General features: G+C 36.7%; 17 protein-coding genes. 6 read left to right on the plus strand and 11 right to left on the minus strand.

The annotated features are described in order from the left end of the window. Positions 1-12: 12 nt before the first annotated feature. Positions 13-1,470: a RagB/SusD family nutrient uptake outer membrane protein gene (locus B3P23_RS03080; protein ID WP_293924436.1), complete on the plus strand. Its 1,458-nt coding sequence runs from the start codon at positions 13-15 to the stop codon at positions 1,468-1,470. A gap of 74 nt (positions 1,471-1,544) precedes the next feature. On the opposite strand, the gene B3P23_RS03085 is transcribed toward B3P23_RS03080, so the two are convergent. The 7 genes from B3P23_RS03085 to alaS all read right to left on the minus strand — a co-directional run bounded on the left by B3P23_RS03085 (position 1,545) and on the right by alaS (position 11,071). Beyond that, positions 1,545-2,030, minus strand: a complete 486-nt coding sequence (locus B3P23_RS03085) for a GNAT family N-acetyltransferase (RefSeq protein ID WP_045754309.1) — start codon at positions 2,028-2,030, stop codon at positions 1,545-1,547. A gap of 161 nt (positions 2,031-2,191) precedes the next feature. Further along, complete coding sequence (locus B3P23_RS03090) at positions 2,192-3,691, minus strand: M14 family zinc carboxypeptidase (protein WP_293924439.1); 1,500 nt, start codon at positions 3,689-3,691, stop codon at positions 2,192-2,194. A 122-nt stretch (positions 3,692-3,813) separates the two neighbouring features. After that, positions 3,814-4,866 carry a S66 peptidase family protein gene (locus B3P23_RS03095; RefSeq protein ID WP_293924441.1) on the minus strand — a complete coding sequence of 351 codons (1,053 nt, stop codon included), beginning with the start codon at positions 4,864-4,866 and terminating at the stop codon, positions 3,814-3,816. A 19-nt stretch (positions 4,867-4,885) separates the two neighbouring features. After that, entirely contained in the window at positions 4,886-6,223 is a 1,338-nt protein-coding gene (locus B3P23_RS03100) for a dihydroorotase (protein WP_293924443.1), read from the minus strand. Between the two features lie 328 nt (positions 6,224-6,551). Further along, positions 6,552-7,244, minus strand: coding sequence for a response regulator transcription factor (locus B3P23_RS03105; RefSeq protein ID WP_045754305.1), 693 nt, complete (start codon positions 7,242-7,244; stop codon positions 6,552-6,554). Between the two features lie 101 nt (positions 7,245-7,345). Then, positions 7,346-8,446, minus strand: a complete 1,101-nt coding sequence (locus B3P23_RS03110; protein ID WP_293924445.1) for a TlpA family protein disulfide reductase — start codon at positions 8,444-8,446, stop codon at positions 7,346-7,348. A gap of 9 nt (positions 8,447-8,455) precedes the next feature. Then, positions 8,456-11,071: an alanine--tRNA ligase gene (gene alaS, locus B3P23_RS03115; protein WP_293924447.1), complete on the minus strand. Its 2,616-nt coding sequence runs from the start codon at positions 11,069-11,071 to the stop codon at positions 8,456-8,458. 381 nt (positions 11,072-11,452) lie between these two features. Between alaS and B3P23_RS03120 the strand changes: the two genes are divergently transcribed. From B3P23_RS03120 to B3P23_RS03135, 4 genes are all read left to right on the plus strand, one after another. Beyond that, positions 11,453-12,295, plus strand: a complete 843-nt coding sequence (locus B3P23_RS03120; protein WP_045754302.1) for a universal stress protein — start codon at positions 11,453-11,455, stop codon at positions 12,293-12,295. A 6-nt stretch (positions 12,296-12,301) separates the two neighbouring features. Beyond that, positions 12,302-13,177, plus strand: coding sequence for a universal stress protein (locus B3P23_RS03125; RefSeq protein WP_293924449.1), 876 nt, complete (start codon positions 12,302-12,304; stop codon positions 13,175-13,177). Between the two features lie 190 nt (positions 13,178-13,367). After that, positions 13,368-14,705, plus strand: coding sequence for an OmpA family protein (locus B3P23_RS03130; RefSeq protein WP_045754300.1), 1,338 nt, complete (start codon positions 13,368-13,370; stop codon positions 14,703-14,705). A gap of 281 nt (positions 14,706-14,986) precedes the next feature. Then, entirely contained in the window at positions 14,987-16,858 is a 1,872-nt protein-coding gene (locus B3P23_RS03135) for a DEAD/DEAH box helicase (RefSeq protein WP_094773001.1), read from the plus strand. 100 nt (positions 16,859-16,958) lie between these two features. Here the strand turns inward: B3P23_RS03135 and rlmB are convergent, their stop codons facing one another. The 3 genes from rlmB to B3P23_RS03150 all read right to left on the minus strand — a co-directional run bounded on the left by rlmB (position 16,959) and on the right by B3P23_RS03150 (position 20,619). Continuing rightward, positions 16,959-17,732, minus strand: a complete 774-nt coding sequence (gene rlmB / locus B3P23_RS03140) for a 23S rRNA (guanosine(2251)-2'-O)-methyltransferase RlmB (RefSeq protein WP_045756020.1) — start codon at positions 17,730-17,732, stop codon at positions 16,959-16,961. Positions 17,733-17,839: 107 nt separating this feature from the next. Next, positions 17,840-19,651: a DNA polymerase III subunit gamma/tau gene (locus B3P23_RS03145; RefSeq protein ID WP_293924454.1), complete on the minus strand. Its 1,812-nt coding sequence runs from the start codon at positions 19,649-19,651 to the stop codon at positions 17,840-17,842. Between the two features lie 248 nt (positions 19,652-19,899). Further along, positions 19,900-20,619 carry an MIP family channel protein gene (locus B3P23_RS03150; RefSeq protein WP_293924456.1) on the minus strand — a complete coding sequence of 240 codons (720 nt, stop codon included), beginning with the start codon at positions 20,617-20,619 and terminating at the stop codon, positions 19,900-19,902. A gap of 210 nt (positions 20,620-20,829) precedes the next feature. Between B3P23_RS03150 and B3P23_RS03155 the strand changes: the two genes are divergently transcribed. Beyond that, a complete protein-coding gene (locus B3P23_RS03155; protein ID WP_293924458.1) occupies positions 20,830-22,032 on the plus strand; it encodes a hypothetical protein in 1,203 nt (400 codons plus the stop codon). Positions 22,033-22,100: 68 nt separating this feature from the next. Here B3P23_RS03155 and B3P23_RS03160 read toward each other — a convergent pair whose 3' ends face one another. Continuing rightward, complete coding sequence (locus B3P23_RS03160; protein ID WP_045753655.1) at positions 22,101-23,558, minus strand: hypothetical protein; 1,458 nt, start codon at positions 23,556-23,558, stop codon at positions 22,101-22,103. Positions 23,559-23,586 lie beyond the last annotated feature (28 nt).

A 23,586-nucleotide genomic window follows, 5' to 3' on the forward strand; every position in this document is an offset into this window, starting at 1 on the left:
AAATTGAGAAAAATGAGAAAATTATTTATTGCTTCGTGCATCTTTATATCCTTTTCAGTTTCATCTTGTAAAGACTTTTTAGACGTAAAACCTACAAATTCTGGAGATGCTGAAACTTCCATCCAAACAGCTGCTGATGCCAAAGTTATTGTCAATGGCGTCATGAGCATCCTTTCAAATCGAGATTATTATGGTCGAAATTTCCCCTTGTACGCCGATGTAAAAGGTGGTGATTTCACTATTTTTGCGGCTGGCCGAGGATTTGATTATTTGTATACGTTTAACCATAGTGCTTCTTCCAATAGCTACTCAAGCGTTTGGACACAGGGTTTTAATGCAATTGCCCAAATCAATAATCTGTTGAAAAATATTGAAAGTCTAAAAGCGACGGGTTCATTGGAAAATTTTAATTCGTACGAAGGTCAGGCTTTGACTGCTCGGGCGTTGGTCAACTTTGACTTAGTACGTCTTTATGGCGAGCCTTATAATGAAAATAAAGCAGCTTGGGGTATTCCAATTATTACAAAATCTTTAAAGGCTGATGCTCAGGAATTGAGAAGCACCGTGGAAGATACTTACAAACAAATTCTTTTGGATCTTAAAGCTGCGGAGACTTTACTTCCGAAAACAAAATTGAATGGTTATTTAAACTATTATGCCAATAAAGCTTTACAGGCAAGGCTATATTTGTATATGGAAGATTATCCAAATGCTTTGGCTGCAGCTCAAGAGGTGATTAATTCAAAAGTATACACGCTTTACAGCAATACGGCTTGGGTCGATTCCTGGAAATCAGAATTTGGTACCGAGTCAATTTTTGAATTGGGAATTTATCCGAATGAAACTGATTTGGGAAATTCATCTTTAGGTGCTTATTTTAGAAGATCTGCTCATGGTAGTTCGGCTATTTTAGGAAACTTTATGGCGAGCGATTATTTCTTAGCTCGTCTCAAACAAGATGATACAGATGTACGATGGGGTGTCATGGCACGTGATGAAACTTCTACAACTCGATTGGGTGCAATCTACAAGTATAGTGGTGGCATTAACTTAGAGGGGGACAAGAAGTCATCAAACAGCACTGCGGTAAACTTTAAAGTGATCCGTCTTTCTGAAGTGTATTTAATGGCTGCTGAAGCTGCACTGAAATCAGATAAAGCTCTTGCTGCAAGCTATCTCAATGAAATCCGTAAACGCTCTCCAAAATTAAGTCTTACGAATGAGTCAACTATATCTTTAGATGTCATCGCTGAGGAAAGAAGTAAAGAGCTGGCTGGAGAAGGTCATCGTTTCTTCGATATGATCCGCTGGAATAAAAAGATTGAATTTAATGACGAATTGGGTTCCATCAATACGATTCACCGTACTAAAATAATTGACAGATCACTTAATAAAACGATTCTTCCAATTTTTATAGACGAGATCAATGCCAATCCAGGGATTGGTGCACAACAAAACCCAGGATACTAATCTCGCTGATTATAAAAGTAAAAAGCCTTCTGATCAATGGTCAGAAGGCTTTTAATTTATTAGGGATATAGGGATCAATTGACCTTTTGAAAGGCTACCCGGGGTGTTCCATCGCTGACATAAATAATACCGCAGCGTATGTATCCTAATCTTGTCAATACCTTTTGCATCGGAATATTTGTTTCATGGGTATCGACGCGAATATTGTGACACTGTTCGAAACACCATTGAAAACACTGTGATGCTACTCCTTTGACTTTTCCATTTGAGGCTAAGCGATGAACCACTCCGTAGGGAGCATCATTTAGCCATTGACCTTCTTCAATAACTGTATAATTGGGGTCAGGAAGTAATGAGAAACAGAATGTTGCGACTATGGTATTCTCTTCTAGACAGACGTAATTTTCTCCTATTTCAATTGTTGACCGGATATATTCCCGAGAGGGATAGCCATTTGTCCACTGAATGGTATTGCCGCTAGCACGCATTAAGCCTCGTGCAATGTCAATAATAGCCATCACCTCATCTAAATCCTCCAATTTTGTTTTTCTAATGTCCATATTTTAAAATAACATTTTATTTTTTTAGTAACGAAGTGACTAGTGATCAAGTAACAAGATAGTCTAACCTTCTAACTTTCCTTATAGTAACAAAGTGACTAGTGATCAAGTGACAAATGGTCTAACTTTCTAACCATCTCACTTTCTCACTCTCTACCTCCCTACCGAACGATCTGTTTCATATTCAACGGTAATTCCTGATTCAAATCTATCAAATAACCGTTAATGACGGCATATTGAATTTCATTATTTTTCTTTAGGAAAAAGTTTGCTTCTTGGCCTAAACTTAAGCTATTATAAGTCTGCAATTTACCCGTAGTTAGAATATGTATAGGCAAATTGTGCAACGTATTTATTTGAGCTTTATCCACTCTTACTGCCGCATACCCTTGTTTCAATAATGCCCTTATCGTTGACGGATTCAGATCGCTGAGATGCTCGAATGGGGATTCATAAACATGAGCTTCTACCCATTCAAAATCGGATAGATCTACATCATCGTATCCATAAAAATCATGAAGATCTCCTATATCTTCCACATATCCTTTAACGTAATAATCGTCATTCACGGTGATTTCATCTCGGCGGATGGCAATATCTACTTTCAAAGGCAAACCCTTTGAAACAGTCGATACGCGACGCAATATAACGTCGTGCAACTGGGAGGCATTGAAAGGTATCTGTTGGTATGCTGAGATTGAAAACTGCTGATAACTATCTTGTGCTATTTGCATTAAAGCATTTAGAATCACAATGAAATTCAATTTCCTGATCTGCTGTTTTTCCGGATCGCCTGCAAATGCTCCTGATTCAATTAAGATCGTACTGGCTCCCCATTTTTGAAAACTATCACCAAATGCTCTTGGAGAATGTTCATCGTCATATTTAGCTACTGCTCCTGGTATATAATCTTGGAGCAATTGATGCATTCCGGCGATTATTTTCATTGCATTGCCACGGACTTCATTGATATCCCGCTCCCAGTTATAAGCTGGAGCCAATAACGAAATAGTAACCGGTGTTTTAGTTCCTGGAACATTATAATAGATATTCTGATCGTGTAAATTGAATCCGAATTGTGGTTTTATAAGTGCTGCCTGCTGTCTTAAAAGTTTTCCCTCTGGAGTTGCTGTATCTCGGGCATCCCGATTGAGATCAATCTGTTGCGCATTTCTTCTGGTGTAAACTTCTGCCCCATCGGGATTGAGCATCGGGATAAAGTGAATGGTTAAATGGGATTTCAACAGTGATCTTAAGGAATCAAATTGATCATTTTTACCTTCTAAAAAATTGAAAAGATCAAATAATGCCATCGTTGCGGTCGGTTCATCGCCATGCATTTGAGACCATAGCATGACTTTTTTGTTTCCAGCTCCGTAGGTAAGCTCATAGATCGCTCGTTTTTGGACTGATTGTCCGATCTGCTTGACTTGTAGATCCTGTGATGCTTGATGTTTTTTTATTAAATCGACTACTTGAGCATGTTTAAATCTCCGGCTTGTTAAGGTAGACTCTCTATATAATGAATGGGCTTCATCAAAGTCATTTTTATTTAAATTCATGGTTTGGGCAAAAATTGTATTTACAGAAATGATGAAGATTAAAAAGAAGATAATTTTCATCATGGAGCTAATTTCCGTCAGTCTAATCCGTTTATTCATCAATCATTTTGTTTATGATAGACACTTATATTTCCTTCAGTAATGTTAAAGATCTGAAGTGGTCGTGATCTGTTGATTATTTTGGTTTGCAAACTACTGTATGCTGGTTCTATTTATCTAGATTAATCTTTTAATACTTGCTGTAATAAGGTAATCGTTCCTTTGTCGGCATCCATTTTGACATGTGCGCCTACAGGTAGGATAAATTGATTGGCAATATGCCCGATCATCGCTCCTGAATAAGCGGGTACTCCCAGTGGTTTGATATAATCGTTTAGGACTTGTTCTAATGTTAAAGAGCCGTATCCACTTGCGGGCCCGCAGTCGGTACATTTACCAAATACGAAACCTTTGATCTGCTCTAAAATCCCGGCTAATTTCAATTGACAGAACATGCGGTCTACTCGTTCTATATTTTCATCGACTTCTTCTAAAAATAGAATTGCATTTTTAAAATCGGGTAAATAGGCTGACCCGCATAGGCCACTGAGCAGTGTTAGGTTTCCTCCTAATAGTATTCCTTCTGCTTGTCCTGACCTTATGGTAGTGATTCGTTCTTTATATTGGATAAAATTATCTCCTTTATCTGTTGGGTTTGCAAACTGTGTCGGCTGATTGAGAAAAAATTGATTTTCAAAATTTTTAGCAACGGTATTGCTCCATGTACTGATACCGACTGCGCCATGAAAGGATATTAAACCAGTCTTTTTATAGAAGGCCATGATCAGTGCGGTAATATCGCTATAACCTAATAATACTTTGGGGTTATTGGCGATGAGTTTATAATCAATCTTTGGCAATAAGCGGGAAGCTCCTGCTCCTCCGCGTATACAGACAATCGCTTTTACCTCTTGGTCTGCAAACATGCTGTGGATATCGGCTAGGCGCTCTTCATCTTTTCCTGCCAAGTTACCGTATCGGCTGCGGATATGTTTTCCTTCTTTTACTTTGAAACCAAATTTTTCAAAGATTTCGCGGGTCATAACGATGGATTCTTCGGTATCAATAACTCCCGCAGGAGCTATTAATCCGATGGTATCTCCCCTGCGCAATACTTGAGCAAGTAATTTCTTTTGGTCAGCTAGAGTTTCAAAGAAATCTTCCTGCGCAAATGACAGTGCAGGTATTCCTGTTGCGACTAAGCCTAAAGATTTTAAAAAGGTTCTTTTGTCCATAGCTAGAGGATTAGCAAAATTATCGGTTAAACAATAGACGCTTTCCTGAACCGTACTCGATCAAGCTTCCTTTGGAATACGCTAATTTTCCAGAAACGATGGTATGTTCGATGGAAGATTTAAAGGTATGATCTTCAAATGGTGACCATCCACATTTGGAAAGGATGTTTGATTTTGTTACGGTATATGGTTTGTTCAAGTCTACGAGTACCAGATCTGCCCAATATCCTTCACGAATAAAACCACGTTCTTCTATCTGAAAACAAATTGCCGTATTGTGTGCTGATTTTTGAACGATCTGCTCTAAAGTCATTTTACCATCATGATACAGATCCAGTAATGCTTGTAACGCATGTTGCACTAATGGCCCTCCCGATGGTGCCGCACTATAGGCTTGTGATTTTTCTGCAATCGTATGAGGAGCATGATCAGTAGCAATGACATCAATGTGTCCGTCCAATACTGCTTTTACAATTTCGTCTCTATCGTTTGCTGTTTTTACGGCAGGATTCCATTTAATAAAATTACCTTTTGCGGCGTAATCTGCATCGGAGAACCACATATGGTGAATACATGCTTCTGCGGTAATTAATTTTTCAGCCAAGGGGATGTCATTTCTAAATAAGGCAATTTCTTTGGCCGTTGATATGTGTAGGATATGCAAACGCGTATTGTTCTTTTTAGCTAATTCAACTGCTTTGGAAGAGGAGATGTAGCAGGCTTCAGCAGAGCGGATAAGTGGATGCATGTTTATCGTCAATCCTGCATCGCCATATTGCCCTTTGTATATTGCTAAATTTTCTTGTATAGTCGTTTCGTCTTCACAATGTGTAGCGACCAACGTTGGTGAATTGGCAAATATATCTTCCAATGCGCGCTCATTGTCAACCAACATATTTCCGGTCGATGATCCCATGAATACTTTCACACCACAGACATCACGAGGATTGGTTTTCAATACCTCCTCCAGATTATCGTTGGCTGCCCCCATAAAGAAGGAATAATTGGCTAAAGCATTTTGAGATGCGATATCATACTTATCTTGTAATAAGGACTGTGTCAACGTATTGGGTACTGTATTGGGCATTTCCATAAAGGATGTGGTTCCTCCTGCTACCGCAGCACGACTTTCGTGCCATATATCGGCTTTGTGCGTTAATCCTGGTTCACGGAAATGAACTTGGTCATCAATTAATCCGGGTAAAAGGTATAAGCCCTCTGCATTAATCTCCTGATCGGCTGGGTGATTAATTTCTGCAGCAATCATTTCGATACGACCATGGCTGATATATACATCTGAAGTTGTTATTTTTCCCTCGTTAACGATTTGCGCAGATTTTATAAGTATTGTTGACATAGTTGCTTGTAATATTTAATATGATAACAAACTTAGAGAAATTTGTTTTATGTTCAATTCTAATTGCATAATATATCCAAAAATTTATTCGCTATAATTTGTTTTTATGCGAAACTATTAAAGCTGTTGAAAAAATTATCTTTGATCTAGTATCAGCCCAGTCTCTTCTAGCAGAAATAAGCTCTGAAAGGATTTGAAATTATTAAAATTCTGAATTCCTTATCATACTGAAATCATCACATAACTATTCCTGACCGCTGGTCTATAAAACAGAAAAAGCGGTAATGAATCATTACTGCTTTTTCTGTTTTTAAAAGTTAAAGTAAACTTAGGCTACATCAAATTTGTATCCCACTCCTTTTACGGTAGTTACATAATCTTCACCAATTTTTTCTCTCAGTTTTCTAATATGTACATCAATAGTCCTATTGGTAACAACTACTGAATCTTCCCAGATACTTTTCAGTATCTGTTCTCTGGTAAATACTTTATTGGGTTTGGATGCAAGCAAGTACATCAACTCAAATTCTTTTTTTGCAAGCACAATTTTCTGTTCACCACGATATACTAAGAAAGAATCACGATCGATCACTAAATCCATGATTTCTAATTTATCTTGTGATCTTGCTGCTTCTTCAGATACATTTCTTCTTAGAATGGCATTAATACGGCTCATCAAAGCACGAGGCTTGATAGGCTTTGCTATATAATCATCGGCTCCTACATGGAAGCCTGCGATTTCGGAATATTCTTCACTTCTAGCCGTTAAAAATACCATAAATGTATTCTTAAACTCAGGCATAGCACGCATTAGTCGGCAAGCTTCGATACCATCCATCTTTGGCATCATCACATCCAAGATAATGAGATCTGGATTGATATCTTTAGCTACATTGATAGCTTCATGACCATTCGAGGCAGTTGATACTTGATATCCTTCTCGCTTTAAATTGTAAGCAATTAAATCTAGAATATCCTGCTCATCATCAACTACTAATATTTTTTGCTTTGCAATGCTCATCTTCTTTTTTTTGCTAAATTATGAACAAAATGACAACAAAACATTAACGAAGTGTTATTAAATTGTTAAGTAACATTCCGAAAGTTAATATATAATTTGCGCTATTTTAAAGTTTTCTTTAAAAAATCCTCCAATTCTTTGCCACGTAAATTTTTAGCAACAATCAAACCTTCAGGATTTAACACATAAGATGCGGGAATTCCTGTAATGCGGTACAAGCCTACTACGGTCGACCCCCATGCTTTTAAATCCGAAGCATTGGTCCATTGTAACTGATCATCAGCAATAGCACGCATCCAAGGTCCTGGATTATCATCTAATGATACGCCAAAAACATCAAATCCTTTTCCTTTATATTGATGGTATAACTTGACAATATTGGGATTTTCCTGACGACAAGGCATACACCACGACGCCCAAAAATCTAACAATACGTACTTACCTTTAAAATCCGATAGTTTGATTGATTTATTGTTCGGTGTAAATGATTCAAAGTCTGGAGCAGGTTGGCCTATAGCCAATGTTCTCAATTTGTTTGTTTCTTCTTTGAACTGTGTAACGTAACCATTGTCTAAGAACTTATCTTTGATCTTATCGGCATAGGCTATAATTTCAGATTCTGCAATCTCCGGATCTAAGGTACTGATAGCATAAAAACCTGCTATATCATCATGATTTTCAGCAAAATCTACTGCTGCTTTAGTATAATACTGCAGTTGTTCGGTAAACTTCTGTTTATATTCGCTTCGCAGATTTTCAATTTCATCAACATCTGCGGTGATCGACTTTTTAGCAAAATCTGCTTGCAAAGAATCACGAACAGCATCACGTCGGTTTCTCATTTTGGAGAAAGTCTTGATCGTGGATGATAGATCCGACCCTTCGATCACATAGTCATTGACATCTTTTTGAAGGTCTGCTTTGAATACAATCTCCTCACCTGGAGAAGCAATCAAATCATACCTATTTTTACCTACACGAAGAGATAATAGACGTGCTTGACTGGTAGGCCGTTTAAATTGAAAAGCATTATTATCTCCAAAAAACATGGAATCTAATTTTCTTTCGCCTTCGTATAAGGATACTACTTTGATATTTCCGGGATTTTCAATTTGACCAGAAATTGTAAACTCGTCTTTATTTTTACATCCAACTAGAAATAAAAATAAAAAGCCCACCACTAGCAACGTCTGTTTCATCATATTATCTTTTTATTTTATAAATTCTATAGCTCTATCAATCGCAGTTGCTAATCCAGCACTATCTTTTCCTCCAGCTGTCGCAAAGAATGGTTGTCCACCTCCACCACCTTGGATATCTTTTGCTAAATCGCGGATGATATGACCAGCATTCAAGCCTCTTGATTTTGCTAACTCATCTGAAATCACAACAGTCAAACTTGGTTTGCCATCAAAATCTGCTCCTATGACTAAAAATAAATTATCAACGGCACCTTTCAAGGCATACGCCAATGTTTTAACGGCTTCTGCATTTGGCAGATCAACAACTGTAGCTAAGAAATTAACATCGCCTACTTGCTGCAATTTGCTTTCTAGGTCTGATTTTAACGCCAAAGATTTTTCAATAATCGTTTTTTCTATTTCCTTCTTCAAGGCGCCATTTTCCTCTACCAATTTGCCCATAGCTGCAACAAAATCTTTTGGATTATTGAGCAATCCCTTGATCTGATCTACTAACTCAAAATGTTCGCGGATAACAGCTGCAGATTTTGTTCCTGTAATGGCTTCGATACGACGTACACCGGCAGCGACAGCGGACTCTGATGTGATTTTAAAGAAACCGATCTGTCCAGTTGCCTTAACGTGTGTACCACCACAGAGCTCTTTTGAGAATGTATCATCGAAAGTAATGACACGAACGTAGTCACCATATTTCTCACCAAATAAAGCCGTAACGCCAGAATCTAATGCTTGCTGATAGGGTATGTTGCGTTCTTCCTTCAGTACAATATTTTCACGGATCTTAGTGTTAACTATGTCTTCTACTTGTTTGATCTCTTGGTCTGTTACTTTTGAAAAATGGGAAATATCAAAACGCAAAACATCTGCATTGACTAATGAGCCTTTTTGATTCACATGGTCACCTAATACTTGCTTTAAAGCGGCATGGAGTAGATGTGTCGCGGAGTGATTATTTTCGGTATCAACTCGTTTTGCTTGATCTACTTGAGCAATAAAAAGACCTTCAAAACTCTGCGGTAATGTATCGATAAAATGTACGAATAAACCGTTTTCTTTTTTGGTGTCGGTGATATATATTTTTTCTCCAGAAACGTCAGATACTAGAACTCCGGTATCTCCTATCTGACCACCACCTTCAGCATAAAAAGGTGTTACCGATAGTACCAACTGAAATTGGTCTTTGCCTTTTGCTGAAACTTTACGGTATTTGACAATTTCTGTTTTTGCCGTTAAGGTATCGTAACCGACAAATTCAAATCCTTCGTCTTCATTGACTAAAATCCAGTCTCCGGTATCAATTGCTGTTGCCGCACGGGAACGCTCTTTTTGAATCTGTAATGCTTCATTAAAACCAACCATATCCACGGACAGATTTTTCTCTCTTGCTAACAATTCGGTCAAGTCAATTGGAAATCCATAAGTATCGTAGAGCTCAAAAGCAAAGTCTCCTGCAATAGTTGTATTTGCTTCCGCATAATTTTCGAAACGTTGTACTCCGGTCACTAAAGTTCTCAAGAAGGATACTTCTTCTTCCAAAATCACTTTTTGAACAAAGCTTTCTTGTGCTTTCAATTCATTGAAAACACCATCAAATTGGGCTGCCAATAAGGGTACCAATTCGTTGATAAATGGGGCTTTGAAATTCAGAAAAGTATAAGCATAGCGTACCGCGCGACGCAAAATACGACGGATCACATACCCTGCCTTATTATTAGATGGTAACTGACCATCGGCGATAGCAAAACTAATCGCACGAATATGATCTGCAACCACACGCATAGCGATATCTGTTTTCTCATCTGCACCGTAAGCAATACCTGCTTTCTGAGAGATAAACTGAATAGTTGGTTGAAAAACATCGGTATCGTAATTGGATGTTTTTCCTTGAATAGATCTTACAAGACGTTCAAATCCCATTCCTGTATCGACGTGTTTGGCTGGTAGAGGTTGCAATGAGCCATCTTTTAAACGGTTAAATTGCATAAACACTAAGTTCCATACTTCGATTACTTGTGGATGATCGGCATTGACAAGTGATTGGCCCGATACTTCTTGTCGCTCTTGCGCTGTGCGCATATCGTAATGGATTTCAGAACAAGGGCCACAAGGACCTGTCTCCCCCATTTCCCAAAAATTGTCTTTTTTATTTCCTAATAGAATACGATCTTCTGCAATCAAAGCTTTCCAAAAATCATAGGCTTCCGTATCTTTTGCTAATCCTTCTGAATCATCACCTTCGAAAATCGTGACGTAAAGACGGTCTTTATCTAATTTATATACATCAGTAAATAATTCCCATGCCCATTGGATTGCTTCTTTTTTGAAATAATCGCCGAAACTCCAATTTCCTAACATTTCAAATAAGGTATGGTGATAGGTGTCAATACCTACCTCTTCCAAATCATTATGTTTACCGGATACACGTAAACAACGTTGTGTATCGGCAACACGCGGAAATTTAATGGCGGCCTCGCCTAAAAATAAATCTTTAAATTGATTCATTCCCGCGTTTGTAAACATCAATGTGGGATCATTTTTCACCACAACTGGTGCTGATGGTACGATTTGGTGTCCTTTACTTTTGAAAAAATCCAAAAAAGCCTGACGAATTTCTCTACTTGTCATTGAAAATCTAATTGTCTAATTATGATGATGCAAACTTACTTAAATTTGCCTCGTAATGCAATTAGACAGATGTATTTTAGTCTACAATAATGTATTAAGAATGTCAAGAATTGAAATATATTTTGACTATTTTTAGAAATACTTCATTTTAGAATAAGATTTAAGAAATTAAAATGGAGTTAGTTACTTTGTCAAATAGTATGTCTAAAATCACTTTATTTCATTAAATTAATCACATATTTAAATCATTATAACAAATACCTTTACATTAGGTAAGAAAACAAAACTAACTTATACCAATTATGTTAAACAACTACGGTGATGTAGTCATGTTTTTTTAACCAACGATAGCACACAACATAACACTTAACGATCAACAACATGAGCAATAAAATTTTAGTTCCAATTGATTTTTCAGACAATGCCCATACTGCTATTCAATTTGCAATTGATCTGGCAAAAAAAAGGGGATTTGAGATTCATTTATATCATAACTATACGGTCTCATCCAGTAGTTTTGAGGATGAAAGCAAGGAAAGTACTGACGAAAATTTCAAAGCAGATATATTAATGTCTGATTTGATCGATAAGTTGAAAGCCAACAATCCCACAGTCACTTTTACTTCGAAATGCGAGCGTGGTATTATCACAGAGTCCTTATTTAAGGAAACAAAAAATGCGGACTATTCAGCTATTATCATGGGAACAAAAGGGAAAACCGACGATACCAGTGTCATTGTCGGTAGTACAACCTACGCTGTCAGCCAAAAAAGTAATATTCCTGTGATTGCCATTCCGGTTCATTATCAAACAAAAGATATCCATAAGATTGGTCTACTTTCTAATTTTAAATATGCTGAGCTAGATACTTTAAATGAATTTATCAAAATATTTGGATCCAATGTGAAAGTACAAATCATACATGTACACTATCACCCAGATTCTGAGGCTGATATCGAGGATAAATTAGAAATCTGGAAATATCAAATCAAGAAACATACTGAAATCACAGATGTGGACATAGAAGTAGATTCTATACAGACCGATGTGGAGGAATTGGATACGATTCCTGAAGTGATCAATGAGATTATTAAAGATGAACAAATTGATCTGGTATTGATAACGAAGACACGTAAATCATTTTTTGAACGATTATTTAAAAAGTCTGTTGCAAAACAAATTATTCATCATCCTATTATTCCTACATTTTTTTCTAAAGCTTAAATTACTATGGGTAAAATATTAGTGCCAATCGATTTTTCTGAAAACTCGATTATTGCTGCAAGATATGCAAGGGAAATTGCGCTTGAAAATCATGATGAGCTGGTTTTCTTACACGTGTATACGAAACATGTAAACAAATACGCAAATTTTGTCGTACGTGGTGAGAAAATTATTGATCCTACCATAAAAGATGCAGAACAAAAACTGAGTGAATTGGTCAACCAAGTTAAGGACAAATATCCAACGTTGACAATAAGCCAGCTTTTTGATGAGGGGATTCTCTCGGAAGTAATTGCAAAAGAAACAGCGAAGAACAGTTATAAAGTAGTGGTAATGGGAACAAAAGGGGCATCAGGAATTGAGTCGGTTCTGATCGGCAGCAATACCTATGATGCAATTAAAGATGCACAAATCCCTGTTTTGGCGATCCCTGCTTACGCAACAACATATAAAAAAGATACCATTGCACTGTTGACAAATTTCAAACCTGGTGAATTGGAAGTTCTAAAACAGGCGATACCTGTATTTGGGAATAAATTTCATCTTCTATTGATACACATTAACAAGGCTGAAGCTGAATTAAAAGTATTGGACAAAAAGTTTGACGAATGGATCGATACCATCATTAGAGAGACAGGTATCGATGATATTTCATATACCATAAAAAATAGAAGCTATTTTGTCAATTTGGCAGAAAGAATCGCAAATGGAATACAGACCATGATTCGTGATGAAAACATCGACATTATCTTAATTACAAAAAGCCGCAAGACATTTTTTCAAAACTTATTTTCTGAAAACATTATTAAAGAAATGGCTATGGAAATTATGATTCCGAATTTCTTTGGCAAGACCAGTTCCAAGGTGGAAATTCCTAAATAAACTACATGTTAACGTAGAAATGTAAATTATAGTATACATGATGTTACATTTTTTATGGCAAAGCAAATGAATAAGTGGTCAATTAACTACAAAAATGGGTAAATCTACAACAGGTTTTATTAGATGGGCCCACATTGGCAACATTATTGCCTTATGCACCATAGAAGATTAAAAATTAAAATTAGATAATATGAAGATTAACCTTAAGAAAACTGGTTTATTAGTAGCAGCGGGACTGTTAACATCTGCTTCATTTGCACAAAATGCAAAAGTTGGTTCTATCGAAGGAACTACTCCACTAGGATCATCGACTGAATATAGAACTTGGTCGATTGGTATAGGTGCAGGGGTTTTAAATCAAACTAATATTTTCGGTTTTAACCGTAAAGATTATAATGATTTGGATCATAATTTAGGTTATTCGGCATACATTAAGAAACAAATTTCCCCTTCTTTCGGATTCAAAGCATCGTACTTAGGTGGAAAAGTTGGTGGAGCATATAAAGATGGTTCACAGTCTTTCGAAACTAAAACACCTTGGTCAGCTGCATTATCTGGAGAATGGACTATGGCGAATTCCAATTGGAGATTTTTCAATAGTTTCATCAAACCCTACGCTTCATTAGGTTTAGGAGTTTTGAACTCTGAAGCAACAGTAACGATGGGATCGACAAGTACAACATCTGATTCGCAATCAAAGTTGTTCGTTCCAGCTGATTTCGGTTTTAAATTTGCAATCGCAAAAGGTATTAACTTAGACTTAGGTTATCAGTTAAACTGGGCAAACCAGAAATTCGATGGATCTAATCCTGCTGCATCTCCACAACCAACTTACAAAAATGACTTATTCTCATATGCACATGCTGGTTTAGAAATTGCTTTAGGTGATGGTTCAAAACCTGCTTTGAATAATTCAAACCCGGTAGCTACATTGGTACATGATTATACAGCTAAATATGATGAGTTAAAAGCACAACGTGATGCATTGGATGCTGCAAATAAAGCATTACAATCAAAAGTAGAATCATTAAATGCTGATTTACAAGATGATGACGGTGATGGTGTTGCTAACAAATTTGACAAATGTCCAAATACACCTTCAGGTGTTCAAGTAGATGGTGCTGGTTGTCCAATCCTTGTTAAAAATGAAACTAAAATCGTAGAGAAAGTGATCACTGAAACGGATAGAAGAACTGTTGATGAGGCTATCAAAAACTTAGAATTCGAAACTGGTAAATCCGTGATTCGTGCTAACTCTTACAACTCATTAAATAAAGTTGCTGCATTATTAGTAGAAAAAGATTTCAGTTTGAAATTAGCGGGTCACACCGATAACACAGGTTCATTAGAATTAAACTTGAGATTATCTAAAGAGCGTGCTGAGGCAGTGAAAGCTTACTTAGTATCTAAAGGTGCTAATCCTTCTCGTATTGAAGCTACTGGTTATGGTCCAAACCAACCTATTGCATCTAATAAAACTGCAGAAGGTCGTCAACAAAACCGTCGTGTTGAGTTTACAATATATTAGTAGATATTACTATCATAAAGAAGGGCTACTCCAAAAGAGTGGCCCTTTTTACATGATTAATTTTTGAGTATAACTAAAATTATTTGACTAAAGTATTTTAAGATCGATAAAAATTAAAAGAACAGAACCTTCCTTACAGGTATTTAAAACGATGAACGGAACATTTTGTCATCCAAAAAACACAATATATCAAATACTTAAGTGAAAAATTAGTTTGGTAAATATTATTTCCCTATATTTGCATCGCCTTAGGCAATAGAGCCTATTGTATAAATTAATTCATGAACCCATTTTTAGAACTGGGAATCCGTGAGGAAATTGTTAATGCCATCTCAGAATTAGGTTTTGAAAAACCTTCTGAAATTCAGGAAAAAGCCATTCCTGTTTTATTGACTGGTAACGACGATTTTGTCGGATTAGCCCAAACCGGCACAGGTAAGACAGCAGCATTTGGTCTTCCATTATTACAGCAATTAGACTTTTCTCAGAAACATCCTCAAGCGTTGGTATTATGCCCGACACGTGAGCTTTGTTTGCAAATCTCGAAAGATATAGAAAGATATGCTAAAAACCTAGACAACGTCCATGTTGTTGCGGTTTATGGAGGTGCAAATATTAGTGACCAACTACGTCAGATCAGACGTGGAGTGCAAATTGTAGTAGCGACCCCTGGTCGTATGTTAGATATCATTGGCCGTAATGCTATTGATTTCTCTCAAGTAAAATATGTTGTGTTAGATGAAGCGGATGAGATGCTTAATATGGGCTTCAAAGAAGACATCAACAACATTTTGTCAGAGACTCCTGACACTAAAAAAACATGGTTATTCTCAGCTACCATGCCTTCAGAGGTTCGTCGTATTGCTAAAAACTATATGACTGATCCTGTAGAGATGACTGTAGGAACAAAAAACACAGGTAATGCAAACATTGAGCATCAATATTATTTGATTAGAGCTAAAGATAAATATGCTGCTTTCAAACGTATTGTTGATTCAAACCCTGATATTTTTGGTATCGTATTTTGTCGTACAAAAATTGAAACTCAAGAAATTGCAGAATCTTTAATTAAAGATGGTTACAATGCGGATTCACTACACGGAGATTTATCTCAACAACAACGTGATAAAGTGATGAAACGTTACCGTGACCGTAGTTTACAACTACTAATCGCTACCGATGTAGCGGCGCGTGGTATTGATGTAAACGACGTAACTCACGTAATTAACTTCTCTTTACCTGATGAAATTGAAAACTATACTCACCGTTCGGGCCGTACAGCTCGTGCTGGTAAAACTGGTATTTCAATCTCTTTAATCAACATTAAAGAACAAAGCAAAATCCGTCAACTTGAAAAAGTTATCGGAAAGCAATTTGAACGTAAACAAGTTCCTCAAGGAGCTGATGTTGTTGAAAAGCAATTATTGACAATCATCAATAAAGTTCAGAATGTAGAAGTTAATGAGGATCAAATCAATCAATTCTTACCAGCTATTATGGAAGGTTTTGAGTCGTTATCGAAAGAAGATATCGTAAAAAGATTTGCTTCATTAGAGTTCAATAGATTCTTAGATTATTACAAAGGTGCACACGATTTAAATATCGAAGCACGTGATATCAGCAGCAACGGCCGCGAACGTGGCGAAAGAGGTGAACGTGGTGAAAGAGGCGAGCGTGGTAGTTCAAAAGGATTTACTCGTTTGTTTATGAACTTAGGTTCTGTAGATGAATTCAGCCGTGGAGACATGTTAGGATTTATCTGTAACAACGCTAAAATCTCTGGTAAATCAATTGGTAAAATTGATCTAAAAGGAGTTTTCACATTCTTTGAAGTTGAAGATGCTGAAGTTGCTAAAGTATTTGAAGGATTCAAAGAAGTTGATTTCAACGGACGTAATGTTCGCATCGAAGTTTCTGGAGATGGAAAAACTGAAAACCGTGGTGGTGGAAACAGAAGCCGTGGTGGAAGTGGTGAGCGCAGAAGCTTTGGCGGCGGTGAAAGACGTGAAGGTGGATACCGTGGTGGAGATCGCAGAAGTGGTGGCGGTGAAAGACGTGAAGGTGGATACCGTGGTGGAGATCGCAGAGAAGGAAACGGTGGTGGTTTTAGAGACTTTTCTGGAAAAAGAAAAGAATCTAGTAACAAATACTAATCGATTCAAGCTATAAATAATAAGAGCGGCTATCCAAAAGATAGCCGCTCTTATTTATTTGACATTATACTCCGCTTATATTAAACGAAAAGTGCGATTGTTACTTGACACGCTGACGAATAGCTTCGTAAAGGACTACTCCAGCTGAAACAGATACGTTTAATGAACCTATTTCTCCAAACATGGGTATCTTTGCTAAATGATCAGCAATACGAATTAAATCGTCTGATACTCCTGTATCCTCAGCTCCCATGATGATACATGTAGGTACGGTATAATCTACATCATAAATACTATCTTTTGTCTTCTCCGTACTTACTACCAACTGTATCCCCGATTCAATCAAAAATTTACCAATCTTAGCCAAACCTTCATGACGACATACTGGAATTTTATATAAAGCGCCTGCTGAAGTCTTTATCGCATCAGGGTTAACTTCCGCAGAACCCTTCTTGGGTACAATGATAGCATGAACGCCCGAACATTCGGCTGTACGTGCAATAGCGCCAAAGTTGCGCACATCTGTAACACCATCCAACATTAAAAATAAGGGAACCTCGCCTTTTTCATAAATCTCAGGAACAATGTCTTCAATTTTTTGATAGGTAATAGGCGAAATAACAGCAATGACACCTTGATGGTTTTTGCGTGTGATACGGTTTAATTTCTCAATCGGAACTTGTTGAAATCCCAGGTCGTGCTCCTTCAATAGGGCTTTCAATTCTAAAACTAAACTTCCGGCTAAACCTCTTTGAATAAATAATGATTCAATTTCTTTACCACTATCTATCGCTTCTATAACGGCACGAATACCGAAAACCATCTGATTGGCTTCACGATCTGCTGATCTATCGTGTCTTTGAAAATTTTGCATGCTTAATATTCTAAATAAGAATTGGTTGCTAGCAATTAGCTAACCAATTTGAAAGGCAAAGATACAAAAAGAAATATGGGTTAGTGAAATAATAGTTGGTCTAAGTCTTAACTTAAACCCAAATTTAATTCTTTTCTTAGTGTTTCTAAAAGTGGATTTTTTTGAACCATTGCCTGATATTTCTCTTGCGAGGTGTAAGGTTTACGAACCACATCATGTTCCATAATAACACCATGGAGATCTAGAGAAAAATTACGTAATACTGGACGGAGATAATTTAATACATCTATTTTTGCCGTGTTGAGCACATCCATCTGCACCATATTCTCGACCTCAACTTCTATTTTATTTGCAACCAACTTTGGTGGAACTGCAGTCATCAAGGTGTAGAGATTGATTTTATTTTCTTTTTTAATTTGATTAGCTAAAGCTTTCCAAGCTTGAATAAACTGCTCATGAGTGATCTCTTCTTGTTCGGTACCTTTTACTAAACTGGGTTCATTGTCCCCTTGCTCCTCTATTTTAGATTCAAAAATAGAATTTAGATCGGGTAGTGATGGCATAGAGCTTTTGGCAGCCCCCCATCCTCCTTTTTTTACTTTAGGTGGTAGATTGGAGATTTCAGGTTCTACTGTTTGCTCTTTTACCGTAGCTATCGGTGCTGCTACAGTTGGATAAGATGATAGTTTATCTTGTTTTACTGATAATGAAGGCTTTACCTCAGGAGCAGGTGTACCTGTTGATTGTGTTAAATCAGGGCGTTTTTTTTTTAGCCCTTCGCTAACATCTGGAAGCTGAATACTTCCGAGCTGGCTTAATTTAATAGCACTTGATAAGTGACATATTTTGAGAAGTGCTAATTCAACTTGAAGACGTTGATTCTTACTTGTTCTATAATTGATCTCACATTGATTAGCAATATTCAATGCTGATAATAATAAACCTGTCGACGATTTTTGAGCTTGGTCAAGATACTTCATTCGTATGCTTTCGCTCACTTCTAGTAACTTTAAAGTAGCAGGTTCTTTTGCCACTAACAGATTTCTGAAATGTGATGCTAAACCTGAAATGAAATGGCTTCCGTCAAATCCATTATTTAAAATATCATTTAATATGAGTAATACTTGTGCTGGATTTTCGATTAAAATAGCATCAGTCAGCTTGAAAAAATAATCGTAATCTAAAATATTTAGATTATCAATGACTGCCTGATAGGTTACGTTCTTATTAGAAAAGCTCACAATTTGATCAAACATCGATAGTGCATCACGCAACCCACCATCTGCTTTTTGAGCGATGATATGGAGTCCGTCTTGATCAAACTGAATATCTTCATGATGAGCAATATGAGCCAAATGGTTGGCCATATCTTCGATACGAATGCGATTAAAGTCGAAAATCTGACAACGCGATAGAATCGTTGGTAATATTTTATGCTTTTCGGTGGTTGCTAAAATAAAAATAGCATAAGTAGGCGGTTCTTCCAAAGTCTTAAGAAAGGCATTGAAGGCTTGCTGCGATAGCATGTGAACCTCATCTATAATATAAATCTTAAATTTTCCTACTTGTGGTGGAATACGAACTTGATCAATGAGATTGCGAATGTCATCTACAGAATTGTTAGATGCTGCATCTAGCTCATGAATACTAAATGAATTGCCGTTTTGAAAAGAGATACAGCTATCACACTTGCCACAGGCTTCACTTTTGTCGGAGATATTTTCACAATTAATTGTTTTTGCTAAAATACGCGCACAGGTTGTTTTGCCAACACCTCTCGGTCCACAAAATAAAAATGCTTGAGCCAACTGATTGTTATGAATAGCATTTTTGAGTGTACCAGTGATGTGTTGCTGGCCGACAACCGAATCGAAGGTGACTGGGCGATATTTACGAGCAGAAACAATAAAATTTTCCATTGTACGAAGATACAAATTTTGTCTCTCCATCACAATATAAAAAGCGACACTATAAAAAAGCGATCGACTAAAATATACTTACTCCCTGAAAATTAAACAATTTAAATATGGGGCTGATGAAAAAGGTAAGAAAAACTTATGAAACGCATCTTTTCAGAAGTTATGATATACAAAATTAAAGTTGGCATGATTTCAAAAAGGAGCTTATCAAAAATTTGAAAGCTCCTTTTCTCTATCTAAATCACCTACTAAGTTCCTTTAGGTTTAAGAACAAGCCATACAATCGCAGCTAATATAGCGCCAGCTACAGGTGCTACAATAAATAGCCAAAGTTGCGAAAGCGCTTGTCCTCCAGCTAATATAGCTGGTCCAAAACTACGTGCTGGATTTACAGATGTACCAGTAATTGGAATGGCTACTAAATGGATCAATACTAAGGTAAGACCTATAGCTAATCCAGCCATCGTGGAATTTCCTACTCTGGAGGTAGTCGCTAAGATTACAAATAAAAAGATAAACGTTAAGACAGCTTCCGTTAAAAATGCGGCTGTAACACCATACTCATTTTGATATCCTTTTCCCCAACCATTGGAACCATACGCCCATTCTCCAGAATTAAATCCGGAAATCTGTCCGTGAAGAATTTGTTGCAGGACTAATGCGCCCAATAGTGCACCAATTAATTGTGCAACAATGTAAATGACCGCGTCTTTAACTGAAATTTTTCCGGCGACTAAAACACCTATTGTTACAGCAGGATTAATATGGCATCCACTTATACCTCCAATTGCATAAGCAAAAACAACGACGGAGAGACCAAATGCAAGAGCAATTCCCAATAGTCCTAAGCCAGACAATCCGCCTAATGTTGTAGCGCCTGCAACAGCAGCAGCTCCACAACCAAATAGCACCAAACCGAAAGTTCCAATCAGCTCAGCAACAAATTTTGTAGAAGATTTTATTTCCATTTCTTTAAATTATAATATATTCAAAAAACGTGAAAAATATTGATTTAATTAAATAATGGATCATTAAATTAAAGTAAATATATAGCTACAAATATAATTGTAACAAAATCCAGTTTTAGGAAATAAGTCATAGTGAAGTAACTAAATCAATTCTTTGAAGTTTTTAATATTATTTTTATGTAACTTCATTATTAATAAATTGTTAAGGACTTGAAATCTCTATATTCATATTTGGTCGCAGGCTTACTTTCGCTACTGTTTATATTGATACAGAAGTCACAGTCGTATGCCCAAGAGCATCAAGTTAATTTCTACAATGCTCCGTTTTTCTTTTCATTAGATTCGACATTCTTAGTTGATTTCCCTTCTGAAGTTGACGAACATCATGTGTTTGATTTTTATAAAAAAATTGAACAAAGTAAAGATTCCTCGATTATCAACTCCTTGTTAGCGTATAAGAAAAAATACAATCTAAACGACTGGATATATTATCAACTGATTCGTCAAACGGCGCAAGAAATAAGTCCAAAACAGGATAATTATAGTCGCTATACCCTATACAAATGGTACTTGATGTGCAAATCGGGTTATGATGCCCGTCTAGCTGTCGGTAACAACCAAATTATATTTTATATAAAAAACAATGAAGATATCGCTGATATTCCATTTTTTTCCATTGACGGCAATCAGTATACTTGTTTGAACTATCACGATTATGGAAAACTATTTCAACGTAATGGTGTTTATAAACCTGTTGATTTGAAAATAAATGAAGCGGTCAATGACTTTAGCTATAAGGTGACACAAATGCCAGATTTTAATCCGCATAACTATGTGGATAAAAAAATAAATTTCCAATACAATGAACGATTGTACCATTTCAAAGTGAAGATTAATAAAGATGTCAATAAGATATTCGCCAATTATCCTGGGGTCAACTTCGAGACTTATTTTAATATTCCACTCAGTCGCGAAACGTATCAGACTTTAATTCCTGTACTAAAAGAAAATATTAAGAAAATGGATACGATTAAAGGGGTCGATTATTTAATGCGATTCACACGTTACGCATTCCTTTATGAAAATGATGATGCTAATTTTGGTAAAGAGAAAAGATTATCCCCGGAGGAAACGCTAAACCATGCATATAGCGATTGCGATGATCGAGCTGCACTATTTTTTTATTTAGTTAAGGAAATCTATAATCTCCCCATGATCACTCTGTTGTTTCCTACTCATATCACCATGGCGGTTCAATTTGATAAACCAATTGGTGATGCCATCTTGTATAATGGTAAATACTATTCGCTATGCGAACCCACTCCTCAGAGTCAGAATTTGGAAATAGGGCAAATGTCTGATAAATTAAAAAATGAATCGTATCAGGTCGTATACCATTACGAGCCAAAGTAGGCGACTGTAAATAAGTAAATTACAAAAAAAAATCCTGCGCAAGGCAGGATTTTTTTTGTATTGAAGATCTATTTGACTTGACCTGGAGTTGTGTAAGGTAAGTTTTGAGGATCATAGTGAGCCCATCCTTTCGTCCAGTCCGTAGTTCCAAAAGCGCCTTTGTAAGCTACTTTCTCAAAGAATGAACCACTTACTTTGGCATTCGTAAATAACGCTCCTGTAGCAGCTGCTGAACCGGATGATAAGGTGAAATCTGGATCTGCAGGAGTACTTGAAATATCTTTACCATAATTATACGGTGCAACGAATAAAGATGATGCAAATTTGGTATTATCAAATACATTACCCGCACGTAACAAAGTATTAACTGCAGCAGAATTAGTCGTCGAGCTTACTTTTAGATCGATATCTTTTGATCCATACACCAAGTTATTTGCAAAAACTGCGGAACCTGTTAAAAAGTTATTAGAAGTGGTATTTGCAGTTACAACTTTTGTATCGTCAATATATAATCCAGCAAATGGAAATCCAGAAATTACTGAATTCAAAATACTAATTGATGAATTACGGCGAATTTGTGCTCCATGCTGATAGTTTCCAATAGCCGATTCGCCAGCTTTTTTGATTGGACCTAAGATCGTCACATTTGAAAATACGGCTGAAGTTTTAGGTGTTTGATCGGTACCTGTTGAATTATTGTCTGACTCAAATCCATTTGAACCAGATTGATCTGCCATCGTAGATGCTCTTTGTGCCAACGCAAATTGAACATTACCAGCATATCCAAAATCGGTATCAAAATCGTCATCCCAAGTCGCTACAGCCAATAAGTGTTTCGCATTTACCGTACCACCAAACCACTCAAAAGCATCATCACCTGAGCGATAGATCTGAATATAATCCAGTGTAGTACCATTTCCAACCCCAGCTAATGTCAATCCATTAATTTCATTATCTGCTGAATACTCAATACCTGCATATTCAATACGTACATATTTCAATACGCCAGAGTTATCTGCTGCATCGGTACCGCCGTAGTAGATGTAATTTTTAGCATCTTTATCTTTAGGTCCTTCTAAACCACCTTCGATCATAACATCGTTTCCTTGGTTTACTGGAGCTTTACCCAAAAGAATAACACCACCCCAATCACCGCGAGTTCTAGCACCTGCAGGTAAAGCTGATGTAAATACAATTGGCTTATCAACTGTTCCTGTAGCATTTATTTTTGAACCTCTTGTAATCGTCAGAGTTGCTTTTGTAGCTTTATCTCCTTTAATAATTGTTCCGGGTTCAATCGTCAATGTAGCACCATTAGATACAAATACGAATCCTTTTAATAAATAGATCTTATTAGCAGACCAAGTTGTGTTTGCCGTAATCTCCCCAGTAACCACTACCACATCTTTATCCGTTGGATTTGTCGGTGTTTCGGTATTGTCACCGTCATCTGTAATCTTGGTTTCTTTACATGCGCCAGCAAATAATAAGGCTGCTAGTGATAAGAATAAAAATCTTTTTTTCATTTTTTAAGTTTTTAAAAATCTTGTTACA

It is taken from the genome of Sphingobacterium sp. UBA6320, assembly GCF_002440335.1.
In the GTDB taxonomy this organism is placed as follows: domain Bacteria; phylum Bacteroidota; class Bacteroidia; order Sphingobacteriales; family Sphingobacteriaceae; genus Sphingobacterium.

What these genes read in the sequence shown, in the direction of transcription:
- B3P23_RS03120 (WP_045754302.1), top strand. Translation starts at nt 11,453, where the DNA reads ATGAGCAATAAAATTTTAGTTCCAATTGATTTTTCAGACAATGCCCAT.
- B3P23_RS03105 (WP_045754305.1), bottom strand. Translation starts at nt 7,244, where the DNA reads ATGAGCATTGCAAAGCAAAAAATATTAGTAGTTGATGATGAGCAGGAT.
- alaS (WP_293924447.1), bottom strand. Translation starts at nt 11,071, where the DNA reads ATGACAAGTAGAGAAATTCGTCAGGCTTTTTTGGATTTTTTCAAAAGT.
- B3P23_RS03110 (WP_293924445.1), bottom strand. Translation starts at nt 8,446, where the DNA reads ATGATGAAACAGACGTTGCTAGTGGTGGGCTTTTTATTTTTATTTCTA.
- B3P23_RS03160 (WP_045753655.1), bottom strand. Translation starts at nt 23,558, where the DNA reads ATGAAAAAAAGATTTTTATTCTTATCACTAGCAGCCTTATTATTTGCT.
- B3P23_RS03100 (WP_293924443.1), bottom strand. Translation starts at nt 6,223, where the DNA reads ATGTCAACAATACTTATAAAATCTGCGCAAATCGTTAACGAGGGAAAA.
- B3P23_RS03080 (WP_293924436.1), top strand. Translation starts at nt 13, where the DNA reads ATGAGAAAATTATTTATTGCTTCGTGCATCTTTATATCCTTTTCAGTT.
- B3P23_RS03145 (WP_293924454.1), bottom strand. Translation starts at nt 19,651, where the DNA reads ATGGAAAATTTTATTGTTTCTGCTCGTAAATATCGCCCAGTCACCTTC.
- B3P23_RS03095 (WP_293924441.1), bottom strand. Translation starts at nt 4,866, where the DNA reads ATGGACAAAAGAACCTTTTTAAAATCTTTAGGCTTAGTCGCAACAGGA.
- B3P23_RS03090 (WP_293924439.1), bottom strand. Translation starts at nt 3,691, where the DNA reads ATGAATAAACGGATTAGACTGACGGAAATTAGCTCCATGATGAAAATT.
- B3P23_RS03125 (WP_293924449.1), top strand. Translation starts at nt 12,302, where the DNA reads ATGGGTAAAATATTAGTGCCAATCGATTTTTCTGAAAACTCGATTATT.
- rlmB (WP_045756020.1), bottom strand. Translation starts at nt 17,732, where the DNA reads ATGCAAAATTTTCAAAGACACGATAGATCAGCAGATCGTGAAGCCAAT.
- B3P23_RS03135 (WP_094773001.1), top strand. Translation starts at nt 14,987, where the DNA reads ATGAACCCATTTTTAGAACTGGGAATCCGTGAGGAAATTGTTAATGCC.
- B3P23_RS03150 (WP_293924456.1), bottom strand. Translation starts at nt 20,619, where the DNA reads ATGGAAATAAAATCTTCTACAAAATTTGTTGCTGAGCTGATTGGAACT.
- B3P23_RS03085 (WP_045754309.1), bottom strand. Translation starts at nt 2,030, where the DNA reads ATGGACATTAGAAAAACAAAATTGGAGGATTTAGATGAGGTGATGGCT.
- B3P23_RS03130 (WP_045754300.1), top strand. Translation starts at nt 13,368, where the DNA reads ATGAAGATTAACCTTAAGAAAACTGGTTTATTAGTAGCAGCGGGACTG.